Below are 20,735 nucleotides of genomic sequence, written 5' to 3' on the forward strand. Positions count from 1 at the left end.
AGGGCGTTGATGGCGCAGGCGTCTTCGCCCGCCGAGCTCACCACGGCCGAGGGGCTGCGCCGGGCCGTCGAACGATCAGGCGTTCTCCTGGAGGCCCACCTCGCGCGTCCCACGCTGGCGGCGGAACCCCAGGCTGGCGTCAGGTCGATCATCGGCGAACCTGACCTGAAGGCCGCATTGCTCGTGTTTCGAGGCGCGCTATCGGCCTGGCTGGCCAGCGCCATGCCCGAGCCCGATCCCGCGACCCCCGCGCCGCCGGTCGAGCCCCAGGCTCCGACCGCGCTTGAACCAGACGCGCCGCCGCCCAAGCCGGCCGTTTCCGAATCCCTGGAGCGGCGGAGTGGGCCAGCATCACCGCCAACCGCGCCGACGCCGCCCACGGATGACCCTCCGCCGGTCGCCGCGCCGGAGACGGAACTCGTCCAGACGGCGAATGCCGCCCCGTCCCAAGGCGCGGCGGCTTCGAGGGTGGCTGCTCCGCCATCGTCGGCGCCGGACGTCGCCGTGGAGCCGCGTTTCGCCGGCTTCGTGACCTCGGCTCGATCCCTCCCGGTTCCGTCCTCGCCGGCGCGCCCGGCCTTGCCGGCGCTCGTGCAACTGAGCCTGCTCAACGAGGCCCAAGTCGACGCGGCGCCGGCTTCGGTCGAGCCCGCGCCCCCCGTCGTGCGCGGCTACGCCGCGCCTTCGCTCGAGGCCGAACGCGCCAAGACGCCGCCGCCACCTTACGCCGGCGGCCCGACGGCGGGGCAGAAGCCGGGCGCGCCATCCATTTCGGCCGAAATGCCGATCCTGGAGGTCGTCCGCCGCCTGCTGAAACGGACGGGCGGAGCGCTGGCGCGACAGGATCTCCTGCAGATCGCGTCCTTGCCGAGCGGCCATGCCGGCGCGGAGGCGGGAGAGTCGCGCGTCCAGTCCGCCGCCAGGCTCAACTGGGAGACTCCGTTCTTGACGCCGCGGGGCGTCGCGGTCGCGCAGTTCGAGATCAGCCGCGATGGCGGCGGTTCCGGCGGGGGCGCGATCGGTCCGGTCGAACGCACCTACAGGGCTCGGTTCTCGATCGACGTCGAACCGCTGGGGCCGGTCCATGCGCTCATTATCCTCACGGGATCGCGAGCGCGGGTGTCGCTGTGGGCGGAGCGCGCCGAGACCATCACTTCACTCCGCTCTGGCGAGGAAAGCCTGGCCGCGGGCTTGCGGGAGGCGGCGTTGACGCCCGACGTCGCCGTCCATTCGGGCGCGCCGCCGGCCGCGGGCGACAGTCCGTTGGGACACTTCGTGGATCAGGCCTCATGAGCGGCGTCAGTGGACCGACGTCCAGGCCGCGCATCGCCGTGGCCCTACTGCACGAAGATCCAGGCGCGCCCAGAGTCGTGGCGTCCGGCCAAGGCTGGGTCGGGGAAAAGATCATTGAGGCGGCCCGAGAACACGGCATCCCGATAGAGGAGGATCCGGTTCTGGCTCAGGCGCTCTCGACCCTCGACCTCGACGAGGAGATCCCGGAGGCGCTGTACCGGGCGGTCGCTGAGGTGCTGGGCTTCCTGCTGAAGCGCTGAACGAAAAAGGCCCCGCCGAAGCGGGGCCTGATCCTTGATCCGAAGCCGAAGCGCTTAGCGCTTTTCGACCGGAACGTAGTCGCGTTGCGTGGCGCCCGTGTAGAGCTGACGCGGACGACCGATCTTGCGGGAGGGATCCTCGAACATTTCCTTCCACTGGCTGATCCAGCCGACGGTGCGGGCCAGGGCGAACAGCACGGTGAACATGTTGGTCGGGAAGCCCATCGCCCGCAGGGTGATGCCCGAATAGAAGTCGATGTTCGGGTACAGCTTACGCTCGATGAAGTAAGGATCGCTGAGGGCGACCTTTTCCAGTTCCTGGGCGACTTGCAGCAGCGGGTCGTTGTTGTGGCCCAGTTCCGCCAGAACTTCGTGCGCGGTCTTTTGCATGACCTTCGCGCGCGGATCGAAGTTCTTGTACACGCGGTGGCCGAAGCCCATCAGCTTGTACTTCCGGTCCTTCACGCCTTGGACGTAGTCCTTGATGTTGTCGACCGAACCGATGGTCTCCAGCATCTCCAGCGCTTCCTGGTTGGCGCCGCCGTGCGACGGGCCCCACAGGCAGGCGATGCCGGCGGCGATGCAGGCGAACGGATGCGCGCCCGACGAGCCGGCCAGACGGACGGTTGAGGTCGAGGCGTTCTGCTCGTGGTCGGCGTGCAGGATAAAGATCCGGTCCATGGCGCGGGTCAGCACCGGGTTCGGCTTCCAGTCCTCGGCCGGCACGGCGAAGCACATGCGCAGGAAGTTTTCCGAGTACGACAGGTCGTTGCGCGGCGACACGAACGGCTGGCCGACCGTGTACTTGTAGGCGCGAGCGGCGATCGTCGGCATCTTGGCGATCAGGCGGTGAGCGCTGATTTCGCGCTCGCGGGCGTCGTCGACATTGATGCTGTCGGCGTAGAAGGCCGACAGGGCGCCGACGGCGCCGGTCATGACGGCCATCGGGTGGGCGTCGCGGCGGAAGCCTTGGAAGAACGCGTCGAACTGAGCGTGCAACATCGTGTGGTAGGTGATGTTGTGCTCGAACTTGGCGAATTCCTCCGCCGTCGGCAGTTCGCCGTTCAGCAGCAGGTGGCAGACCTCGAGGAACGAGGAGTGCTCGGCCAGCTGATCGATCGGATAACCGCGGTGCAGCAAAATGCCCGCGTCGCCGTCGATATAGGTGATCTTGCTTTCGCAGGACGCGGTCGAGGTGAACCCCGGATCGAACGTGAAGTGGTCGCTCTCGGCGTAGACCTTGCGGATGTCGAGGACGTCCGGACCCGTGCTGCCCTTGAGGATCGGCAGTTCGTAGCTCTTGTCGCCGATCGTCAGCGTGGCTTTATCGGTCATACTTAGACCCCTTCATAAGTGGAACGAGCAGTCCAACTTTCGCTTTTCGCGGCTGCGTTATAGCGCCTCATGCGCGCGACGCCAGGGCGTCGTCAAGGCGCCCCAAACTCTCTTCACGGGCGAGCGCGGCCATGGTCTTGTTCAGGTCGGGCGCCGGAGCGCCGCCCGTCAGGATTCCGCGCAGCGCCGGACCGAACTTGCCGAAGCCGACACCTTCGGATTCCGCGAACGTTTTCAACACGGTTTCCAGGGTGGCGGCGTCAAATGACGGCGCGGCGGCCAGTTGGTCGCGCAGACGCCCCAGGCGCGCGACGGCTTCTTCCGTAAGCTGCTTTTGAGTTTTTTCCTCCAGCGCCAACGGACGGGTCTTCAGCGCGAAAGCGCAGTGGTCGACCAGCTCCAGGATGGTCTTGGCGCCTTCCTTCACTTCGGGAACCGTGCGGGCGATGCGTTCGCGGGCGTCGGCGGGCAGGGGCTCTCCGCGCTTTTCGGCCGCCTTCAGGGCCAGATCCGTCAAGCGAGCGTCGTCGGCCTTGCGCAGATGCTGGGCGTTGATGTGGTTCAGCTTGGCCCAGTCCAGGCGCGCGGGCGCCTTGACCACATCCTTCACGTCGAACCAGCTGATCGCCTGCTCGTCGTTGAACACCTCGTCGTCGCCGTGGCCCCAGCCCAGACGCGCCAGATAGTTGCGCATCCCTTCGGGGATGTAGCCGAGATCGGCGAACTCGCCGACGGCCTGGGCGCCGTGACGCTTCGAGAGCTTGGCTCCGTCCGGACCGTGGATCAGCGGGATATGGGCGAAGGCTGGCACATCCCAGCCCAGCGCCTTGTAGATCAGGGTCTGGCGAGCGGCGTTGTTCAGGTGGTCGTCGCCCCGGATGACGTGGGTGACGCCCATGTCGTGGTCATCGACCACCACCGCGAGGTTATAGGTCGGCGCGCCGTCCGCGCGGAGCAGGACCAGATCGTCCAGCTCGATGTTGCGGAAGGTCACGGGCCCCTTGACCAGGTCGTCCACCAGGGTTTCGCCATCCAGCGGGCCCTTGAAGCGGATGACGTGCGGCGCCGACAGATCGCCTTCCGGCGCGTCGCGCCAGGGCGAGCGGATGGCCTTGCCCTCGGCGCGGGCCTTCTCGCGGGCGACCTCCAACTCCTCGACCGTCATCCAGCAGCGATAGGCGCGGCCGGCGGTCAGCATCTGGTGAACCGCTTCGACGTGACGCGGGGCGCGGGTGTGCTGGAAGACGACCTCTTCGTCGGATTTCAGGCCCAACCAATCCAGGCCCTCGAAGATGGCGGCCACGGCGGCCTCGGTCGAGCGCTCGCGGTCGGTGTCCTCGACGCGAACAAGAAACTTTCCTCCCGTATGCCGTGCATATAACCAGTTGAACAGCGCGGTGCGGGCGCCGCCGATGTGCAGAAAGCCGGTGGGCGAGGGCGCGAAACGCGTGACGACGCCGGTGGGGGAGAGGTTCGACATGGACTTCAAGGCTGCAAGGCTAGGCGCCGTGACGGCGTCGGATTTCGCGGGCCGCGGCGCGGCTTCGGCACCGCGTCTTAGCACGCCATTTCGGGCGGGGCCTAGCGGTTTCGTGTCCAGTCTCGAACTTGTCCGCGGCGTCAAAAATACAAAGGTTTCCGCGTGTTAGGCTCTGATGTGCTGGCTGGAGATCTGGCGCCGTCGCCGCGCCTTGGCGGCTGGGCGGCTCTTAAGCGTCTGATCCTGGCGGAAGGCCTGGCCAACCTGGATCGCGCGTTTCTCTGGGCGCCGGCCATGTTCGGCCTCGGCGCGGCGGCCTATCTGGAGGCGCCGGCCGAGCCCTTGCTCTGGCCCCTGGCGGCGGCCGCCGCGACCTTGGCAGCCGCCTGGGCTCTGGCGCGTCGTTGGAACGCGCCACGCCGCCTGATCGTCCTTGTCAGCTTGGCGGCGTTCTTCATGGCCGGCGGCCTGGCCGCTAAATTACGCAGTGACCGCGTGGCCGCGCCGCTGATGAGCGGCGAGCGGATCGTGCGCCGGGTCGATGGCTTCGTGGTCGATGTCGCCAGTCCGGGCGCGGGCGGCCAGCGGCTGGTGGTCGCCCCAGTCGCGATCTCCGGCCTTGCGCCGGAGCGGACGCCGCGTCGGATTCGCGTGACGATTGGCCAAAACCCGATCCCGGCGCCGGGCAGCGCTGTCCATCTGAGGGCCATGCTGGGCCAGCCGCCGCCGCCGGCCGCGCCGGGCTCCTATGATTTCGCGCGTGACGCTTGGTTCGATTCGATCGGCGGGGTCGGCTTCGTGACCGGCGATATCGGGGACGTGGGTCTCGACGCGCCGCCCGCGCGCCTGCGGATCGCCATGGCTGTCAACGCCTTCCGCTGGCGTCTGGCCCAACGAATTTTCGCGCGGATGGGGCCCTCCAGCGGCGGCATCGGCGTGGCCATGGTCACCGGTCACGAAGCCTGGATTACCCAGGCCCAGACGGACGCCATGCGCGCCTCGGGCCTGGCGCACATCCTGTCGATCAGCGGCCTGCACATGGCCATCGTCGGCGGCTTCGTCTTCGGCCTGGCGCGCCTGGCGGTCGCCGCCTGGCCTTGGCTGGCCCTGCGCGCGCCTGGCAAGAAGATCGCCGCCATCGCCGGCCTGCTGTCAGTTCTGGCCTATCTGGTGATCTCCGGCGCCCCGCCGCCGGCCGAGCGCTCGGCGATTACCGCCAGCGTCGCCTTCCTCGCCATTCTGTTCGACCGCCGCGCGATCACGCTGCACGGACTGGCGGTGGCGGCTTTGCTGATCCTGGCCTGGAAACCCGAAGCCGCCGGCGAGCCGGGCTTCCAGATGTCGTTCGCCGCCACCGCCGCCCTGGTGGCGCTGGCCGAGGCCTGGCCGCGCCCTCTGAAAGAAATCTCGACGCCCTGGTGGATCCGTTGGCCGCAAGCTGGGCTCGCCTGGCTGGCGATCAGCGTCGCCGCCAGTTTCGTGGCGGGCTTGGCCACCGGCCCGTTCGCCATGCAGCACTTCAACCGCGTGGCCATCTGGGGATTGCCGGCCAATCTGGCGGTCGAACCCCTGTCGTCGTTCGTCATCATGCCGTTCCTGGCTATCGGAACGGCGCTTGAGCCCCTTGGCCTGGGCGGGCCGTTCCTAGCCGTGGCCGGCTGGGGCATCGACGCGATGGTGGCGGTGGCCAACGCCTTCGCGGGCGTCCATGGCGCGCAGAGGATCGTGGCCAGCGCGCCGCCCCAGGTGCTGGTGGTCGCGTTCCTGGGCCTGATGATGCTGTGCCTCTGGCGCGGACGGCTTCGTTGGATCGGCGCGCCGATGGCGCTGTCGATCGCCCTGTGGCCAAGGCCCGAGCCGCCCGACGCCTGGATCGCCGCCGACGGCGCGACGGCGGCCGTTCGGACCGGGGACGCGGCGGTGCTGCTGCGCACCGACGCCAAGCGGTTCGGCGCCGAGCTTTGGGCGCGGCGCCGCGGTTTGGAGCCGACGACCTGGAGCCTCTATGGGTGCGATCGCCGGGTCTGCGTCCCCGCGACGGGCGCGCCGGTGCGGCTGGCGTTGGCCTGGAGCCGCAAGACGCCGGACGCCGAGACCCTGTCGGGCTTGTGCGCCGCAGCCGAGGTCGTCGTGGTGCGTGGCCCGCGGCCCGAGCGTATTCCGCCGCTGTGCAATGACACCGTGCTGCTGACCGGCGAGGACTTCGCCCAGGGCGGCGCGGCGGAGCTCTACAGGCATCTGGATGGCTGGAGGATCGCCTGGGCCCAGCCCTTGCGGGGCGATCGCCCCTGGAGCCATCTGCTGACAGCCGATGTCACGGGCGACCGTTAAGGCGGGGCGCGAGGCTAACGCGTCCGAAGGGGTATCAAGGAACATCATGTCTAACGATTTCACCGCCCGCCGCGCCGCGTTCCGGGCGCTCCACGCCGAGGGCTGCTTCGCCCTGCCCAATCCCTGGGACGTCGGAAGCGCTCTTCGGTTGGAGAAGATGGGCTTCAAGGCCCTGGCCTCGACCAGCGCGGGCGCGGCCTGGGCCTTGGGCAAGGACGACGGCCGGCTGAGCCGCGACGAGGTGCTGGCGCACCTTCGGACCCTGTGCGCGGCCACGAGTCTACCGGTCAATGCCGACTTCGAGAACGGCTTCTCCGACACCGCCGAAGGGGTTGCGCGAAACGTCGCGTTGGCGATCGAGACCGGCGTCGCGGGGCTCTCGATCGAGGATTGGTCCGGCGAGGCGCTGTACGATCTGCCGACGGCGGTCGAACGCTTGCGAGCCGCGCGGTCGGCCATCGACGCCTCCGGACAGGACGTGATGCTCGTGGGGCGGGCGGAAGGCTATCTGCGAGGTGATCGAGACCTGAACCGGATCCTTGAGCGCCTCAGGGCCTATGCGAAGGCGGGCGCGGACTGCCTCTATGCGCCGGCGGTCGCGGAGGCCGATATGATCCGGGCCATTGTCCAGGCTGTCGCGCCCAAGCCCGTCAACGTCTTGCTTTGGGGACCGGACATGTCGCTTGAGAGCCTGGGCGCCCTGGGCGTGCGTCGCGCCAGCACCGGCGGCGCCTTGGCGGCCGCGGCGTGGGCTGGCTTCGACAGCGCGGCCAGGAGCCTCGCCGAGACCGGGCGGCTGCCGCCACGGCGATAGGGCGACAGCTTCAGGGTGTCCGGTCATCCCCGCACGCGGGGACGACCGCTCGGGATCAGTGATAGCGGCGGATCAGGCCGACCAGCTTGCCCTGCACCTCGACCTGGTCGGGGCCGAAGATGCGCGTTTCGTATTTGGGGTTGGCCGCCTCCAGGGCGATCGAGCCGCCCTTCTTGCGGAGGCGCTTGAGGGTGGCTTCCTCGCCGACCAGAGCCACGACGATCTCGCCGGACGTGGCCGTATCGCCCTTCTTGATGATCACATAGTCGCCGTCGAGGATGCCGGCCTCGATCATCGAGTCCCCTTGGACCTCAAGGACGTAGTGCTCGCCATTGCCGAGCATGGTCTCGGGCACCGGCAGGCGCTCACGCTCGTGCTGGATGGCGTCGATCGGCGTGCCAGCGGCGATGCGACCCAGGATCGGCAAATCGCGGCTGTCGCTCGTCGGTCCCGAGGCGGCCGAGGCTGGCGCGGAGGGCGGCGCGCCGCCGCCCTCGAACACCTGCGGACGGAAGGCGCCGCGGCCTTTCGGCGGGGCGGCCGTCGTGGCTTGCTGCGGCAACTTCACCACCTCCAAGGCCCGAGCGCGGTGGGCGAGGCGGCGGATGAAGCCACGCTCCTCCAGGGCGGTGATCAGGCGGTGAATTCCGGACTTGGACGCCAGATCCAGCGCCTCCTTCATCTCGTCGAACGAAGGGGACACGCCGGTCTCCTTGATCCGCTCGTGGATGAACATGAGCAGTTCGTGCTGCTTGCGGGTGAGCATGGCGACCTCGGCTGGAGCGCGGAACAAACCGCAAACCTTGGAGATGTTCTCTAGGCGTTCTTCCTTAATGTCAAGTTGACGCCGTTCGCGCTGTGTTCAGGCCTGAAAAACAAGGCTCAGGGGGCGTTCGGCGGCGGCGCGGCCGCCGAATCGGTCAGCTCTTCGAACCGCGTGGCCAACTCGGGGAACTTGGGCGTGCAGGTCTCATAGAAACCGGCGATGCGGCGCATGTCGGCCTCGTAATCGCCTGTCGGATAGAGCGCCGGACCCAGACCGACCCGCTTCCGCCGATAGTCCATCATTCCCAGCACGATCGGCACGCCCGCGCCGACGGCGATGTGGTAGAAGCCGGTCTTCCACTGACGCGCCTTGCCGCGCGTGCCCTCCGGCGCGATCGTCAGCATGAATTGGTCGCGCCGGGCGAATTCCTCGATCATCGCCTTGACCATGTCCTTCGAGCGCTCGCGATCCAGCGGAATGCCGCCGAGGTCGCGCATCATCGCGTCGAAGGGCGGTTTGAACAGCGAGGCCTTGCCGATGAAACTGAGATCGAGCCCCAAGGCGTCGGCCGCGCCGACGAAATAGACGAAGTCCCAGTTGCTGGTATGCGGGGCGGCGACGATGACGAACTTGCGGGTCGTCGGCGGCTCGCCCTCGATACGCCAGCCCCGAAGCTTGAAGTGAGCCGAGAGCGCCCATTTCACCACGCGGGCTAGCCAGTTCATGCGGTCTTTTCCAGGCCGAGCCGAGGTTGAGCTCAAACTCAGCCTATCAGGGTTTTCGTGGCGGCCGTCACGTCAGCATGTCGCATCAGACTTTCGCCGACCAGCATGGCCTTGGCGCCCGTCGCCTCCATGCGCGTGACGTCGGCGTGGGTGAAGATGCCGCTTTCGGTGACTAAGAGGGCGTCCTTGGGCGCGAGGACGGATAGGCGCTCGGTTACCGCCAGATCGACGACGAAACTTTTCAGGTCGCGGTTGTTGACGCCCACGAGGTCGGCGCCCAGCCCGACGGCGCGCGCCATCTCGGTCTCGTCGTGAACCTCGACCAGGGCGTCCATGCCCAAGCGCCTGGCTTCGGACATCAGCTCGGCGGCCAGGACGTCGTCGATCATGGCCAGAATCACCAAGATCGCGTCGGCGCCCAGGGCGCGGCTCTCGGCGACCTGCCAGGGATCGACCAGGAAGTCCTTGCGGATGCAGGGCAGGGCGGTCGCCGCGCGCGCGGCCACCAGATAGGCGTCGGCACCCTGGAAGCTGGGGCCATCGGTCAGGATCGACAGGCAGGACGCGCCGCCGGCCTCATAGGCCTTGGCCAGGACCGGCGGATCGAAATCCTCGCGGATCAGGCCCTTGGACGGTGAGGCCTTCTTGATCTCGGCGATCAGCGACAGCTTGCCGGGCGCGTGACGAGCCTCCAGCGCCGCCTTGAAGCCGCGCGGCGTCGACGCGATTTTCGCGGCGGCGTCGACGTCGGCCTGCGAGCGCGCGGCCTTGCGGCTGGCGACGTCCTCACGCTTGTAGGCGGCGATCTTGGCGAGGATGTCGGTCACGCGGGGACTTCCGTGGAGTTGGTGGCGGCCACGAGGCCGGCGAGCGCCGCCTGGGCGCGGCCTTTGTCGATGACATCGCCGGCCAATGCGATGCCTTCGGCCAAGGTCTCGACCTTGTCGGCGACCAGGAACGCGGCGGCGGCGTTCAGCAGGACGATGTCGCGATAGGGACCCTTCTCGCCGTCGAACAGGCGAGTCAGGGCGGCGGCGTTGAAGGCCGGATCGCCCCCGGTGAGATCCGAAAGCGCCGCCCGGGGCAGGCCGACAGCTTCGGGCGTGATTCTGAACAGATGCACGCGGCCGTCGCGCCATTCGGCGACCTCGGTCTCGCCCGTGGTGGTCAGCTCGTCCATGCCGGAGCCATGCACCGACCAGGCGCGCTCCGCGCCCAGAGCCCCCAGGGCCTTGGCGATCGGCTCGACGAAGCGCGGCGCCGAGACGCCGACCACCTGGCGCTTGGCGCCCGCTGGATTGGTCAGTGGGCCCAGCAGGTTGAAGATCGTGCGGAAGCCCAGCTGTTGGCGGATCGGCGAGACGTGCTTCATCGCGCCGTGGTGCGCCTGGGCGAACAGGAAGCAGATGCCGACCTCGTCCAGGGCGCGTCGCTGTTGCTCGCGCGTCGCGTCGATATTGACGCCGAGAGCGGTCAGGACGTCGGCCGTGCCGGACTTGGAGGTAATGGCTCGGTTGCCGTGCTTGGCGACCTTGAGGCCGCCGCCGGCGACCACGAAGCCGACGGCTGTGGAGATGTTCAGGGTGTGCAGGCCATCGCCGCCGGTGCCGCAGACGTCGATGACGTCGTAGGGATGCTCGAGCTGGACGGCGGCGCGGCGCATGGCGCGGGCGCAGGCGGCGATCTCGCCCACCGTCTCGCCGCGCAGGCGCATGGCGGTCACGGCGGCGGCCACCTGGGCGGGCGTCGGCTCGCCCCGCAGGCAGGCGGCGAAGAACACCTCGGCGTCTTCGTCGCCCAGGGTCTGGCCGTCGGCCAGCTTGGCCAACAGCGGCTTGAAAGCGTCGGACATGATGCGACCCGCTCCTAGACCCAGATCGCCGCGTCGCGCGGCACGCCCGCCAGGTCGATGAAGTTGGCCAGCATCTGATGACCGCCCTCGGTGGCGATCGATTCCGGATGGAATTGGACGCCGAACACCGGGCGCGTCCTGTGCTGGACGCCCATGATTTCGCCATCGTCGGTCCAGGCCGTGACTTCCAGCTCGGGCGGCAGGTCTTCCTTGCGGACGGCCAGGCTGTGATAGCGCGTGGCGGTGAACGGGTTGGGCAGGCCCTTGAAGATGCCCTTGTCGTTGTGGCGAACCTTGCTGACCTTGCCGTGCATGACCTGCTTGGCGCGGATCACCTCGCCGCCATAGGCCTGACCGATGGCCTGATGGCCCAGGCAGACGCCCAAGATCGGCAGGTCCTCGGGCGCGCCGCGCAGCAGAGGCAGGCAGATGCCGGCCTGGTCCGGGGCCTTGGGGCCAGGAGACAGCAGCACGGCGGCAGGCTTCAGACCGAGCGCCTCCTGCACCGTCAGGGCGTCGTTGCGGTAGACCTCGGTCTCCGCGCCCAGCTCGTTCAGATAGTGGACGAGATTGTAGGTGAAGCTGTCGTAGTTATCGATGACGAGGATCATGACGCCGCCTTTCGGAGTGCGGTTCTAGAGCAAGCCGCGCGATATAGGAATCGCGTGGTTCGCTCTGTTTTTTGTTTTCGCATCGCTTTCGCGAAAAACCGGCATCCACTTTTCGCCCGATGCTCCAGCCCGCGATGAAGGTTTGTGTAGCGGCATTTTCGCGCGCGGCTTTCAGGGCCGGTTACAGCGGTCGCGAGCTTGCGCATCATGGCGGCATGGACCCGCGTGATTCCGCCCTGGACCCCGTCGCTCTCGCCTATGTTCGCGCTCTGTTGCGTCCGAAGACGCGGAGCGTGAAGCTCGGCGTGGTGCTGACGGCGGCGGCCTTCGCCGCGCTGTGCGCCATCAGCTTCGCCACGGTGATGGTGCTGGCGCCGCCGGCGGTCACGCAACACCTTCCGGACGATCGCCTCGGTGTCCCATGAGCGCCAAACGACCGCCCGCCGCGTCCGCCAGCCCTAAGGCTCAGCTGAATCGCCAGGCTTCCTCGGCGGCGCGCTTGAGGGCGCGGGACTTGTGCAGGGTCTCGTCGTACTCGGCGTCGGGATCGCTGTCGGCGACAATGCCGCCGCCGGCCTGCACGTACATCATGCCATCCTTCACCAGCGCCGTGCGCAGCACGATGCAGGTGTCGACCGAGCCGTCGGCGCCGAAATAGCCCACGGCCCCGGCATAGCCGATGCCGCGCTTCTCGACTTCCAGCTCGTCGATGATCTCCATGGCTCGCACCTTGGGCGCGCCCGACAGGGTGCCGGCGGGGAGGGCCGCCATCAGCACGTCGACCGGATCGACACCCTCGGGCGCGTTGCCCTCGACGTTCGAGACGATGTGCATCACGTGGCTGTAGCGTTCGATCTTGAAGCTCTCGGTCACGCGGACATTGGGCCCCTTGGGGCGTTCGGCCAGTTTCTGCTCGGCGGACGCGTTGCGGCCCTGCTGACGAAGCATGGCCACGCGGCCCACGTCGTTGCGGCCCAGGTCCAGCAGCATCAGGTGTTCGGCGCGCTCCTTGGGATCGGCCAGCAGTTCGGCCTCGAGCGCCGCGTCCTCTTCCGGCGTCGCGCCGCGCGGCCGGGTGCCGGCGATCGGCCGGATGGTGATCTTGCCATCGCGCAGCCGGACCAGGATCTCGGGGCTGGAGCCCACCAGATTGAAGCCGTCCAGGTTCAGGAAGAACAGGAACGGCGACGGGTTGGTGCGGCGCAGCGAGCGATAGAGCGCGAACGGCGGCAGGTCGAACGGGCTGCGGAACCGGTGACTGGCCACGACCTGGAAGATGTCGCCGGCGGCGATGTAGTCCTTGGCCTTGGCCACGACCTCGGCGTAGTCGGCGCGGCTGACCGGCGTCGTGAACTCCATCGGGCCGCGCGGCGTGTGGGGACCTTCCTGGGCCAGCGGCTTGCGCAGGTCGGCCATCACGGCCTCGATCCGCGCCTGGGCGGCGGCGTGGGCCTCCTTGGCCGAGACCCCGGCTCGCGGCCGCACGGCCGTGGTCAGCACGATCTCCTGGGCGATGGCGTCGAAGATCGCCACGATCGACGGCCGGGTCATGATCCCGTCCGGCAGGTCCAGGGTGTCGGTATTGACGTCGGGCAAGCGCTCGACCAGCCGCACGAGGTCATAGCCCAGCGCGCCAAAGACCCCGGCCGTCATCGGCGGCAGGCCCTTAGGAATTTCCATCCGCGAACGGGCCACCAGGTCGCGCAAGCTATCGAGCGCGTCGCCAGGCTGGGGCGTGTAGCGGCCGGCGGCGATGTCGGCGCCCTCGGCGATCTCGGCCTTCTCGCCCCGGCAGCGCCAGACGAGGTCCGGGTTCAGGGTGACGATGGAGTAGCGGCCGCGCCAGGCGCCGCCTTCGACGCTCTCGAACAGAAAGCTATAGGGACGCGCCTGGGCGATCTTCAGATAGGCCGAGACCGGGGTCTCGAGATCGTCGATCAGGCGCGTCCAGACGACCTGCGGCCGTCCAGCCTCATAGGCTTCCGAGAAGGCGTCGAACGCGGGCTCCAAACTCATTACTCGGCTTTCTTTCCGGCCTTGCCGCCCTGCGCCTTGGCCAGGGCGTCGGTGTCGACGCCGATGGCCTGGCGCGCCAGCGTCAGATTGCTCTTGGTCTTCAACTGGACCTTGGCGGCGTTGCGCGCCGCGTCGCCCAGGTCGCGCACCAGTCCGCTGGCGGCCTGGGTCTGCAGCATGACCGAGGCGCGGGCCACGTCGGCCGCCGGGGCGGCGCGCACCTTGTCCAGCTTGGCCACGACATAGGCCTCGCCCTGCTGGCCGGCGCGCGCGGTGAAGACCTCGCCCGGCTTGGCGTTGAAGGCGGCGACCAGGAACTCGCGGCCGAGGCCCATGTGCTGCTGGACGTTCTCGCGCGACAGGCCGTCGACATGCTGCACCTTCGACTGGGCCGAGGCGGCCACGGCGTCCAGCGTCTCGCCCTTCTTGACCCGGGCCGCCAGTTCGTCGGCCTTGGCCTTCAGGCGTTTGCCCAGCTCCTGGCCCATCCAGACCGCGGTCAATTGCGGCTTGATCTCGGCGAGCGGCGGCATGGCGGCGGGAATGACCTTTTCGACGCGGACGGCGTAGTATTCGCCCTTGCGGGCCTCGATCAGGTCGCTGTCCGCGCCTTGGCCCAGGCCGAAGGCGGTCTTCAGAATCTCCGGCGTCAGGCCGGCGACCGGCTGGCCGGTCTGATCGGCGCCCTGAGCGGTGACCGGGGCGGTCGTGACGACCATGGCGCCGGCCTTGCTGGCGGCGGCGACCAGATTGGCGCCGGCGTCGTGGGCGTCCTGATAGGCCTGGGTCTGATCGTAGGCCTTGCTCTGGGCGGCCTGGGCGCGAACCTCGGCCTCGATTTGCGGACGGACGCTTTCCAGCGTGGCGGCGGCGCCCGGCGTGACCTTGGTCACCTTGATCACCGAGACGCCAAGATCGCCTTGAATCGCGCCGCTGGACTGGCCGGCGGCCAGCGAGAACGCCGCTTCGGCGACCTTGCGATCGGGCAGGGCGGTCTTGGGCTTGTCGGCCAGGACGAGCGCGGTCTTGCCATAGGCCTTGGCCACGGCGGCCGGATCCTCGCCCTTCTTCAGGCGGTCGGCCATGGCGGCGGCGGTCTTGAGGTCCGGAGCCTGGATTTGGACCAGCGAACGGGTCTCGGGCTTGGCCAGGCTGTCCTTGCGGAAGTCGAAAGCCTTCTGCACATCGGCCGGGTTCGGGGTGACGCTGGGCTCGAGCGCCTTGGCGCTGATGCGCACGATCGACAGGACCCGGGTCTCCGGGCGGGTCAGGCGCTCGCGGTTCTCGTTCATGAACGCCGTCAGCTGGGCGTCGGTCGGCGGCGCGGGGCGCGGCACCGAGGCCGGATTGATGGCGAACGCGCCGACGTCACGGGCTTCCAGACCGTAGGCGCCTTGCAGGGCGGCATAGATGCGCGGCGCCTTGAAGCCGTCGGCCACGGCCGTGAAGAAGTGCGTCTGGGCGATCTCGTCGCGCAGCGAAGCCTCGTAGGCCTGGGGCGTGAGATTGTTCTGAGCCAGCAGGGCGGCGTAGGTCTTGGAGTCGAACTTGCCGGTGATCGGGTCGAACGGACGCTGGGTCGGCGGCAGCTGGCTCATCTGCTCGCGCACCACGTTGCCGACCAGCTTGTCCGAGGGCGCGACGCCCATGTCGTGGATGGCGGCGGCGATCGATTCCTGCAGCGCCAGCTCTTGAAGGATCTGGCGGTCGACGCCTTGCTCGACAGCCTGGTCGGGCGTGATCGTCGTTCCGTTCCGCTGCTCCATCGCCTTGCGATAGTTGTCGAAGCGCAGCTTGAAATCCTGCGGCGTCATCGTGCGCGATCCCGCGCTGATCACGCCGGAGCCGCGCGGACCCTTGAACACGTCGCTGATGCCGAAGATGGCGAAGCTGACGATCAGCAGGCCAAACAGCAGCACCGCGAACGGGCTTTTGGCGAAGGTGCGGAAACCGGCGAGCATAGGGGCGAAAACCTTCCAGACGGACCGCCGCGCGAACGGGCGCGATGGTCGAGAGCAGCGGGTATAGTAGAGCCGCACGTCAACGGGCAAGCGGCGCGGGCTTGACTTCCCAGGGGAGCGTGTCCCCAAGAAGGCGTTCATGACCCTTTCGAGCACGACGCCCCGGACGCTGATCGCCGGAAATTGGAAGATGAACGGCCTTTCGGCCGCCCTCGAAGAGGCCCGCGCCGTGGCCGCAGCGCTGGACAGCCAGCCCGTCGCCGCCCGCGTCGCCATCTTTCCGCCCGCCACCCTGCTGCACCGCTTGGCCGACGCCGTGGAGGGTTCGTCCGTCCTCGTCGGCGGCCAGGACTGCCACGCGAACGCCAACGGGGCCCACACCGGCGATATCGCGGCCGAGATGATCGCCGATGCGGGCGGGACCCTGGTGATCTGCGGCCACTCCGAACGCCGGACCGATCATGGCGAGACCTCGGAGCAGGTGGCGCGCAAGGCCCAAGCGGCGATCGCCGCTGGCCTCGAGCCCATCATCTGCGTCGGTGAAAGCCTGAGCCAACGTCAAGCGGGAGAGGCGGTCGCGTTCGTGTTGGGCCAGGTTCGCGAATCCTTGCCGGCCGGTCTGAAGGGACAGGCCTTCAATGTCGCCTACGAACCGCTTTGGGCCATCGGCACGGGCCATGTGGCGTCCGTCGAGGACATTATCGAAATGCACGCGGCCATCCGCGCCGAACTGGTGGCGTTGTTCGGCGAACAGGGCGGGGCGACGCCGATCCTCTACGGCGGCTCGGTGAAACCCGACAACGCCGGCGAGATCCTGGCCGCGCCGGAGGTCGGCGGCGCGCTGGTTGGCGGCGCTTCGTTGAAGGCCAAGGATTTCCTGGCCATCGTCGCGGCCGCCTAGGTCGACGCCGCTTTCGGGACGGGTCTCGCGCGCGCAAGATCCGTCCCCAGAATCCTTGACATCGCGGCGCCCACGTGCGCCTTACCGCGCCTTGCAAATCAGCGCGTATTCAAGACTTTCATGACCTCCATGCACGCCTATCGCACCCATACCTGCGGCGCCCTGCGCGCTTCCGACACCGGCGCCGCGGTGCGTCTGTCGGGCTGGATCCATCGCAAGCGCGACCATGGCGGCCTGGTCTTCATCGACCTGCGCGACCACCACGGTCTGACCCAGTTGGTGCTGCACCCCGAGACCCCCGGCTTCGCGATCGTCGAGCGCCTGCGCGCCGAGAGCGTGATCCGCGTCGACGGCGAGGTCATCGCCCGCGACGCCAGCGTGGTGAACCCCAACCTCCCGACCGGCGAGATCGAGATCCGCGTCTCGGCCGTCGAGGTGCTGAGCGAAGCCGCCGAGCTGCCGCTGCCGGTCTTTGGCGAGCCGGACTATCCCGAAGAAATCCGCCTTAAGCACCGCTATCTCGACCTGCGTCGCGAAACCCTTCACAAGAACATCGTCCTGCGCTCGCGCGTGATCCAGTCGATCCGCAACCGCATGTTCGCCCAGGGCTTCAACGAGTTCCAGACGCCGATCCTGACGGCCAGCTCGCCCGAAGGCGCGCGGGACTTCCTGGTACCCTCGCGGATGCACCCGGAGAAGTTCTACGCCCTGCCGCAGGCGCCCCAGCAGTTCAAGCAGCTGCTGATGGTCTCGGGCTTCGATCGCTACTTCCAGATCGCCCCGTGCTTCCGCGACGAAGACCTGCGCGCCGACCGGTCGCTGGAGTTCTACCAGCTCGACGTCGAGATGAGCTTCGTCACCCAGGAAGACGTGTTCGCGGCCATCGAGCCGGTGATGCACGGCGTGTTCGAGGAGTTCGGCAACGGCCGTCGCGTCTCGCCGATCAGCGAGACCCACACCTTCACCAACGACTTCGGCGCGACGTTCGAGCACAAGGGCTTCGAGCGCCTGACCTACGCCCAGTCGATGGCCTGGTACGGCAGCGACAAGCCGGACCTGCGCAACCCGATCAAGATGGCCAACGTCTCGGAGCACTTCCGTGACGGCGGCTTTGGTCTGTTCGCCAAGATCCTGGGCGCCGACGCCAAGAACCAGGTTTGGGCGATCCCCGCGCCGACCGGTGGTTCGCGCGCCTTCTGTGACCGCATGAACAGCTGGGCCCAGGGCGAGGGCCAGCCGGGCCTGGGCTACGTCTTCTGGTCGGAAGACCAGGGCGGCTGGGGCGGTCCGATCGCCAAGAACCTGGGCGAGCCGACGCAAGCCTTGATGGAGTCGCTCGGCCTGGGCGCCGGCGACGCCGCCTTCTTCGTGGCCGGCGACCCGGCCGTGTTCGCCAAGTTCGCGGGCCTGGCCCGCACGCGCGTCGGCACGGAGCTGAAGCTGGTCGACGAGAACCAGTTCAAGTTCTGCTGGATCGTCGACTTCCCGATGTTCGAGTGGAACGAGGACGAGAAGAAGGTCGACTTCTCGCACAACCCGTTCTCGATGCCGCAAGGCGGTCTGGAGGCCCTGGAGAACCAGGACCCGCTGACCATCCGCGCCTACCAGTACGACATCGTCTGCAACGGCTATGAGCTGTGCTCGGGCGCGATCCGGAACCACAAGCCCGAGATCATGCTCAAGGCCTTCGAGATCGCCGGCTACGGCCCCGAGGTGGTCGAGGAGCAGTTCGGCGGCATGTTGAACGCCTTCCGCTACGGCGCGCCGCCGCACGGCGGTCTGGCGCCCGGCATCGACCGCATCGTCATGCTGCTGGCCGACCAGGTCGCCATCCGCGAGGTTATCGCCTTCCCGCTGAACCAGCAGGGCCAGGACCTCCTGATGAACGCCCCGGCCAATGTGCTCGACAAGCAGCTGAAGGAGCTGCACATCCGCACCGCGCCCCCGATCAAGGTCTAGGATCAGGGTAAGCCCACGAAAAAGCCCTCCGGTCTTACGATCGGAGGGCTTTTTGATTTCGGGCCAGGCTAAGGCGGCGGCTTTACCACTTCGCCTTGGGCGCTTTCGGCGCGGGCGGGGCAGGTGGGGCCGGTGGAGCGGGCGGCGCCTTGGGCATCTCGCGCAGCAGCAGGAAATGGCTGCTCTTCAGGCCGTTGCAGGGACGCACTGTCAGGCCCGCGGGCAGACGCGCGCCATCACCGCAGGCGTCGTCCAGCTGTTCCTGTTCCAGACCGCGCGCGCTGGACAGGTCCGCGCCGGTCAACACCGCCATGGTCAGGTCCGCGTTGCGGAAGTCGGCTCCCGAGAAAATCCCACCCCGCAGGATCGAGCCTGTCATGTCGGCGTTGCGGAAGCTGGCGCTTTCGAAGTGGCCGCCGGTCAGATTGGCGTGGTTGATGTCGGCATTCGAGAAATCGGCGTCGCGGGCGTTCGCGCCTTGCAGGTTCGACCCGGTCAGCTCGGCGTTCGAAAAGCGGGCCTTCTGCAGGTTGGCGCCGACGAATTGCGAGCCATGCATTTCGGACGAGGTGAGATCGACGCGGATCAGCACGGCGGACTGAAGGCTCACCCCGCTGCCCTCGACGCCCGACATCCGAGCGTCGGTGAAGTTGGCGGCGACGAAATTGGCGCCCCGCATCTCGGCGCCGCGCAGGTCGGCGCGGCTAAGGTCGGCGCTGGCGAAATTGGAGCCGTAGAACATCGCGCCGCGCAGGTCGGCACCGATCAGGATCGCCCTGACGAAATTCGCATTGGCGAACTTGGCGTTCATCAGCTTGCGGCCGGCCAGATCGCAGTTGGCGCACATCCCGCCGAAAGACGTCAGCTTGGCGACATCCCTGTCCTCGACCGAGGCCTGGGCTTGGCCGGAGACGGCCATCAGGCTCAAGGTCAAGGCGACGATGGAAGCGCCCCAGCGGGCCATTGATTTCTCCGTGCGGTCAATACGCGACTGTATGAGTTACGGTTTGGACGCGAGACCGTCCAGACGCCACTTAAATCGCGGTAATGACGGGGATTTAACGGCAGCGGGGCAGCGAAAGCCCGCGCGGCAAGGCGGTCGAGCCATCGCCGCAAGCCTGGTTCAACTGGCCCTGGGTCAGACCGATGGCGCGGTCCATTTCAGCGCCCGAGAAGTTGACGCCCGCCAAGCGCGCGCCGGCGAAATTCGCCCCCTGCAGGTAGGCCCCGACAAAGCTGGCGTTGGTCAGGTCGGCGTGGGCGAAGCTGGCGCCGGTCAGCACGGCGCCGTAGGCGTTGACGTCTCGCAGATCGCCTCCGGTGAAGCGGGTGCGGTTCATGATCGCGGCGGAGAAGTCGGCCTGGCGAAGGCGGGCGCCGGCCAGGTTCTTGTTCTTCAGCTCCAGATTGGCGAGATCGGCCTGGAACAGGTTGCAGCGCGGGCAATTGGCGCCGTTTCGCACCGAGGCGATCTGTCCGGCGTTCTGGGCGGCGGCGGCGCTGGCGCAGCCCAAGGCCAATAGAGCGGCGATAAGAGCGATCGGTTTCATTCTGGCGCACGTCCTGCGGCGAGAGAGCGGTTCGCACCCTGGCCTAGCAAGCTTAACGCCAACCGAACGCGGTCACGAGGAGGCGAGGGGGCCGGGACGGTCCGACTGAGCGCCGCAGGTGTCGCAGACGGTCATGCCGCCGCGTCGAACCAGCGAAAGGTCGCCACAGGCCGGGCACATCTCGCCCTCGACGCCCGGGCGGTCCGCCCCCTCGACCCGGCGGCGACCGAACGAGGCGAAGACCAGGTTGTCGGGCGCCGCCCCACGCGAGAAGCCCTTCGAAATGAACTTGCTGGCCAGCACGGGGTCGGGGCCGGCTTCGTCGGCCTCGTCGTCCGCGCGTGGCTTACCCCAGCCCAGGCCGTCGGCGTTGAACTGGCCGCTGTCGCCATTGGCCAGGTCGTCGCGCCCCAGATACGACACGCCCAGTTCGCGGAAGATGTAGTCGAGGATCGAAGTCGCCGACTTGATCGAGTCGTTGCCCGTGACCGGCCCGGCCGGCTCGAACTTGGTGAAGACGAAGGCGTCGACGAACTCGTCCAGCGGCACGCCGTGCTGCAGGCCCAGCGACACGGCGATGGCGAAGTTGTTCATCAGGCTGCGGAAAGCCGCGCCTTCCTTGTGCATGTCGATGAACAGCTCGCCCAGCTCGCCGTCCTCGTACTCGCCGGTGTGCAGATAGACCTTGTGTCCGCCGACCGAGGCCTTCTGGATATAGCCCTTGCGGCGATCGGGAAGGCGTCGGCGGGAGCGGTCGCGTTCGACGATCTTCTCCACGACGCGCTCGGTCACCAGGGGGGCGCTGACCGGCGCCGCGCGCGCGGGTTCAGCGGCTTCCTCGGGCAGATCCAGCTTGAAGTCGGAGGGAGCGTCGGCGCGCA

The 20,735-nt window shown here is 68.1% G+C and carries 18 protein-coding genes and 1 pseudogene; 7 read left to right on the forward strand and 12 right to left on the reverse strand.

Going from position 1 to position 20,735, the window contains the following annotated elements; translation table 11 throughout:
* On the forward strand, nt 1-1,293 hold a 1,293-nt coding region (locus tag FCU40_RS17630), incomplete at its 5' end, for a flagellar hook-length control protein FliK (RefSeq protein WP_206677351.1).
* Complete coding sequence (locus tag FCU40_RS17635) at nt 1,290-1,553, forward strand: EscU/YscU/HrcU family type III secretion system export apparatus switch protein (protein WP_168076680.1); 264 nt, start codon at nt 1,290-1,292, stop codon at nt 1,551-1,553. The genes FCU40_RS17630 and FCU40_RS17635, both read left to right, overlap by 4 nt.
* Before the next feature lie 54 nt (nt 1,554-1,607).
* Here the strand turns inward: FCU40_RS17635 and gltA are convergent, their stop codons facing one another.
* Both gltA and gltX read right to left on the reverse strand, forming a co-directional pair.
* Nucleotides 1,608-2,888 (reverse strand): citrate synthase, encoded by a 1,281-nt coding sequence (gltA, locus tag FCU40_RS17640; protein ID WP_004615220.1) that lies wholly within the window; start codon nt 2,886-2,888, stop codon nt 1,608-1,610.
* A gap of 67 nt (nt 2,889-2,955) precedes the next feature.
* Nucleotides 2,956-4,368 (reverse strand): glutamate--tRNA ligase, encoded by a 1,413-nt coding sequence (gene gltX, locus FCU40_RS17645; RefSeq protein WP_168076681.1) that lies wholly within the window; start codon nt 4,366-4,368, stop codon nt 2,956-2,958.
* Nucleotides 4,369-4,662: 294 nt separating this feature from the next.
* On the opposite strand from gltX, the gene FCU40_RS17650 reads away from it, so the two are divergent.
* Together FCU40_RS17650 and FCU40_RS17655 are read left to right on the forward strand one after the other, a co-directional pair.
* The gene (locus tag FCU40_RS17650; RefSeq protein ID WP_241693637.1) at nt 4,663-6,699 is read left to right on the forward strand and encodes a ComEC/Rec2 family competence protein; all 2,037 of its coding nucleotides are present in this window, start codon (nt 4,663-4,665) and stop codon (nt 6,697-6,699) included.
* 46 nt (nt 6,700-6,745) lie between these two features.
* Complete coding sequence (locus FCU40_RS17655) at nt 6,746-7,513, forward strand: isocitrate lyase/phosphoenolpyruvate mutase family protein (protein ID WP_168076685.1); 768 nt, start codon at nt 6,746-6,748, stop codon at nt 7,511-7,513.
* A gap of 55 nt (nt 7,514-7,568) precedes the next feature.
* On the opposite strand, the gene lexA is transcribed toward FCU40_RS17655, so the two are convergent.
* From lexA to FCU40_RS17680, 5 genes are all read right to left on the reverse strand, one after another.
* The gene (gene lexA, locus FCU40_RS17660; protein WP_004615224.1) at nt 7,569-8,279 is read right to left on the reverse strand and encodes a transcriptional repressor LexA; all 711 of its coding nucleotides are present in this window, start codon (nt 8,277-8,279) and stop codon (nt 7,569-7,571) included.
* 116 nt (nt 8,280-8,395) lie between these two features.
* On the reverse strand, nt 8,396-9,004 hold the full coding sequence (locus FCU40_RS17665) for a lysophospholipid acyltransferase family protein (protein WP_168076687.1): 609 nt from the start codon (nt 9,002-9,004) through the stop codon (nt 8,396-8,398).
* 38 nt (nt 9,005-9,042) lie between these two features.
* On the reverse strand, nt 9,043-9,831 hold the full coding sequence (trpC, locus tag FCU40_RS17670; RefSeq protein WP_168076689.1) for an indole-3-glycerol phosphate synthase TrpC: 789 nt from the start codon (nt 9,829-9,831) through the stop codon (nt 9,043-9,045).
* The gene (trpD, locus tag FCU40_RS17675; protein WP_168076691.1) at nt 9,828-10,856 is read right to left on the reverse strand and encodes an anthranilate phosphoribosyltransferase; all 1,029 of its coding nucleotides are present in this window, start codon (nt 10,854-10,856) and stop codon (nt 9,828-9,830) included. The genes trpC and trpD overlap by 4 nt, the downstream gene beginning before the upstream one ends.
* Before the next feature lie 14 nt (nt 10,857-10,870).
* Nucleotides 10,871-11,467, reverse strand: coding sequence for an aminodeoxychorismate/anthranilate synthase component II (locus FCU40_RS17680; protein WP_004615231.1), 597 nt, complete (start codon nt 11,465-11,467; stop codon nt 10,871-10,873).
* 215 nt (nt 11,468-11,682) lie between these two features.
* Here FCU40_RS17680 and FCU40_RS17685 point away from each other — a divergent pair, with 215 nt between their 5' ends.
* Nucleotides 11,683-11,892 carry a hypothetical protein gene (locus FCU40_RS17685; protein WP_004615232.1) on the forward strand — a complete coding sequence of 70 codons (210 nt, stop codon included), beginning with the start codon at nt 11,683-11,685 and terminating at the stop codon, nt 11,890-11,892.
* Nucleotides 11,893-11,932: 40 nt separating this feature from the next.
* On the opposite strand, the gene trpE is transcribed toward FCU40_RS17685, so the two are convergent.
* Entirely contained in the window at nt 11,933-13,483 is a 1,551-nt protein-coding gene (gene trpE, locus FCU40_RS17690; protein ID WP_004615233.1) for an anthranilate synthase component I, read from the reverse strand.
* Complete coding sequence (locus FCU40_RS17695; protein WP_168076693.1) at nt 13,483-15,444, reverse strand: peptidylprolyl isomerase; 1,962 nt, start codon at nt 15,442-15,444, stop codon at nt 13,483-13,485. The genes trpE and FCU40_RS17695 overlap by 1 nt, the downstream gene beginning before the upstream one ends.
* A gap of 139 nt (nt 15,445-15,583) precedes the next feature.
* On the opposite strand from FCU40_RS17695, the gene tpiA reads away from it, so the two are divergent.
* Nucleotides 15,584-16,345, forward strand: coding sequence for a triose-phosphate isomerase (gene tpiA / locus FCU40_RS17700; RefSeq protein WP_168076695.1), 762 nt, complete (start codon nt 15,584-15,586; stop codon nt 16,343-16,345).
* A 120-nt stretch (nt 16,346-16,465) separates the two neighbouring features.
* Nucleotides 16,466-18,304, forward strand: coding sequence for an aspartate--tRNA ligase (gene aspS / locus FCU40_RS17705; protein ID WP_168076697.1), 1,839 nt, complete (start codon nt 16,466-16,468; stop codon nt 18,302-18,304).
* Between the two features lie 82 nt (nt 18,305-18,386).
* Here aspS and FCU40_RS17710 read toward each other — a convergent pair whose 3' ends face one another.
* The 3 genes and pseudogenes from FCU40_RS17710 to FCU40_RS17720 form a co-directional block, all read right to left on the reverse strand.
* Nucleotides 18,387-19,268, reverse strand: a complete 882-nt coding sequence (locus FCU40_RS17710) for a pentapeptide repeat-containing protein (RefSeq protein ID WP_004615237.1) — start codon at nt 19,266-19,268, stop codon at nt 18,387-18,389.
* A gap of 94 nt (nt 19,269-19,362) precedes the next feature.
* A complete protein-coding gene (locus FCU40_RS17715; protein WP_168076700.1) occupies nt 19,363-19,854 on the reverse strand; it encodes a pentapeptide repeat-containing protein in 492 nt (163 codons plus the stop codon).
* Between the two features lie 72 nt (nt 19,855-19,926).
* Nucleotides 19,927-20,735, reverse strand: a pseudogene (locus tag FCU40_RS17720) (ribonucleotide reductase); the annotation flags it as partial.

The organism is Caulobacter sp. SSI4214, from assembly GCF_012184455.1.
Lineage (GTDB): Bacteria > Pseudomonadota > Alphaproteobacteria > Caulobacterales > Caulobacteraceae > Caulobacter > Caulobacter vibrioides_E.

Bases quoted from the DNA above. Each gene is read 5' to 3' on its own strand.
- FCU40_RS17665 (WP_168076687.1), bottom strand. From the start codon at position 9,004: ATGAACTGGCTAGCCCGCGTGGTGAAATGGGCGCTCTCGGCTCACTTC.
- FCU40_RS17655 (WP_168076685.1), top strand. From the start codon at position 6,746: ATGTCTAACGATTTCACCGCCCGCCGCGCCGCGTTCCGGGCGCTCCAC.
- FCU40_RS17685 (WP_004615232.1), top strand. From the start codon at position 11,683: ATGGACCCGCGTGATTCCGCCCTGGACCCCGTCGCTCTCGCCTATGTT.
- FCU40_RS17715 (WP_168076700.1), bottom strand. From the start codon at position 19,854: ATGAAACCGATCGCTCTTATCGCCGCTCTATTGGCCTTGGGCTGCGCC.
- lexA (WP_004615224.1), bottom strand. From the start codon at position 8,279: ATGCTCACCCGCAAGCAGCACGAACTGCTCATGTTCATCCACGAGCGG.
- aspS (WP_168076697.1), top strand. From the start codon at position 16,466: ATGACCTCCATGCACGCCTATCGCACCCATACCTGCGGCGCCCTGCGC.
- FCU40_RS17635 (WP_168076680.1), top strand. From the start codon at position 1,290: ATGAGCGGCGTCAGTGGACCGACGTCCAGGCCGCGCATCGCCGTGGCC.
- trpD (WP_168076691.1), bottom strand. From the start codon at position 10,856: ATGTCCGACGCTTTCAAGCCGCTGTTGGCCAAGCTGGCCGACGGCCAG.
- gltX (WP_168076681.1), bottom strand. From the start codon at position 4,368: ATGTCGAACCTCTCCCCCACCGGCGTCGTCACGCGTTTCGCGCCCTCG.
- FCU40_RS17710 (WP_004615237.1), bottom strand. From the start codon at position 19,268: ATGGCCCGCTGGGGCGCTTCCATCGTCGCCTTGACCTTGAGCCTGATG.
- trpE (WP_004615233.1), bottom strand. From the start codon at position 13,483: ATGAGTTTGGAGCCCGCGTTCGACGCCTTCTCGGAAGCCTATGAGGCT.
- FCU40_RS17650 (WP_241693637.1), top strand. From the start codon at position 4,663: ATGTTCGGCCTCGGCGCGGCGGCCTATCTGGAGGCGCCGGCCGAGCCC.
- tpiA (WP_168076695.1), top strand. From the start codon at position 15,584: ATGACCCTTTCGAGCACGACGCCCCGGACGCTGATCGCCGGAAATTGG.
- gltA (WP_004615220.1), bottom strand. From the start codon at position 2,888: ATGACCGATAAAGCCACGCTGACGATCGGCGACAAGAGCTACGAACTG.
- FCU40_RS17695 (WP_168076693.1), bottom strand. From the start codon at position 15,444: ATGCTCGCCGGTTTCCGCACCTTCGCCAAAAGCCCGTTCGCGGTGCTG.
- FCU40_RS17680 (WP_004615231.1), bottom strand. From the start codon at position 11,467: ATGATCCTCGTCATCGATAACTACGACAGCTTCACCTACAATCTCGTC.